Source organism: Pseudomonas sp. 05T35 (genome assembly GCF_056396605.1).
Window position 1 is genome coordinate 1 of the sequence record NZ_JBFTLU010000661.1, and the last position, 1724, is coordinate 1724.

Consider the following 1724-nt stretch of genomic DNA (forward strand, 5'->3'; position numbering starts at 1 on the left):
CCACTACGTTGGCCGTGTTCCAGATCGAAAAACCCAGCACCTTTACCGACCCGGTCACCAACATTTTTGGCGTCAATGGTGAGCAGCGCAACCGTGGCGTGGAATGGAGCTTCTTCGGTGAGGCCCGACCAGATTTGCGTTTGATGGGCGGTGTTTCCTACACGCAGGCGGTGTTGACGAAGGCGCAGGTAGCGGCGAACGAAGGCAATCAGGTGACCGGCGTTCCGAAAATCATCGGCAAACTTGGAGTCGAGTACGATCTGGAGAGGGTCCCTGGGCTAACCCTGACCGCGGGCACAAACTACGTTGGCAGCCGCTACGTTACCGACGACCATCGGATGGAGTTGCCGTCCTACACCGTTTTCGATGTGGGCGGTCGGTACACCACCAAGGTCATGTCCAAACCTGTGACCTTACGGGCTAACGTAGAGAACCTCGCCAACCGGGCCTACTGGCTCGGCTCCTACAGTGGCGGCGACGGCAGTGGCCTGTCCGGCGGCCTGGGCGCTCCACGTACCCTTCAGCTTTCAGCATCGATTGATTTCTGATAGTCGGCCAGCCAAGAGGGGGGGGGAGAGTTCTACGACTTTCTCCGCTCTTGGCGGTACGACACGGCGCGCAGGAATTCCCGCTGGATAACAATAAAGCCTCGATTGATCGGCAATGCTGTTCACTTAAGGAAGTCTGGAGGGCTGAGAAGTATCTGTGGCGAGGGAGCTTGCTCCCGCCGGGGCGCGAAGCGGCCCTGAATTGGGCCTGCTACGCAGTCCGGCGGGAGCAAGCTCCCTCGCCACAAGTGCGGATGTGCCTGAAACATCGGTTCGCCGAGACCCCTGCATTAATGGAAGACTGGCTGCTACCGTTGGTTGAGGCTGGTGTTGATGTTCTGCATTGCTCGCAGCGACGCTTCTGGGACCCTGAATTTCCCGAAATTGACGGGGAGAACGGACTGAACTGCGTTGCAGTGTGGTCCGGGCATTTACGCGCAGGCTACAGAGTGTCGCTAGGTAATGTAGCGTTAGATTTTTCATGGTCGATTTGTGACTATATATCTTGTCGGTCACAAGTTGTCAGTCCTCGATAGGATGAGTAAGCTGTTCCCATGAATCAGCCATCAATATCTTCAGCTTCACCCAGCCCCCGTGGCCCAGCCGATCACGACATTCGAGACCAGATTGTCGCGGCGGCCAATGAACACTTCAGTCAATACGGCTACGGCAAAACCACGGTTTCCGACCTGGCCAGGGCCATCGGGTTTTCCAAGGCCTACATCTACAAATTTTTTGATTCCAAGCAGGCGATCGGTGAAGCCATCTGCGCAAATTGTCTGGCAGAAATCGTCGCGGCTGTGGAGCAGGCGATCAATATAGAAGACCTGTCGCCGACGGAGCGCTTTCGACGATTGGTCAAAACTGTGATCGCCACAGGTGTGAATCTGTTCTTTAACGACCGAAAACTCTATGACATTGCAGCATTCGCGGCGTCGGAAAGCTGGCCCAGTACGCAGGCTTATGACGCACAGATCAAACGCTTCGTGTTGCAAATTGTGCGGGAGGGGCGAGAGATCGGCGAATTTGAACGCAAGACTCCCCTGGACGAAACAGTAGAGGCGATACATCTGGCTTTGCGGCCTTTCGTCAATCCTTTACTCCTGCAGTACAACCTCGATTATGTCGAGGAGGCGCCCACGCTCACCTCCAACCTCATTTTGCGTAGCCTCATGC

2 protein-coding genes and 1 pseudogene are annotated in these 1724 nt (G+C 55.9%); all 3 read left to right on the top strand.

What is annotated here, in order from left to right; genetic code table 11:
• A partial coding sequence (locus tag AC1DH9_RS28550) for a TonB-dependent receptor domain-containing protein (protein WP_477809273.1) occupies positions 1–548 on the top strand: 548 nt, incomplete at its 5' end.
• Positions 549–817: 269 nt separating this feature from the next.
• Positions 818–1024 (top strand): annotated as a pseudogene (locus AC1DH9_RS28555) (12-oxophytodienoate reductase); the annotation flags it as partial.
• 78 nt (positions 1025–1102) lie between these two features.
• Positions 1103–1724, top strand: a 622-nt coding sequence (locus AC1DH9_RS28560; RefSeq protein WP_477809274.1) for a TetR/AcrR family transcriptional regulator, incomplete at its 3' end; no start/stop codon positions are given.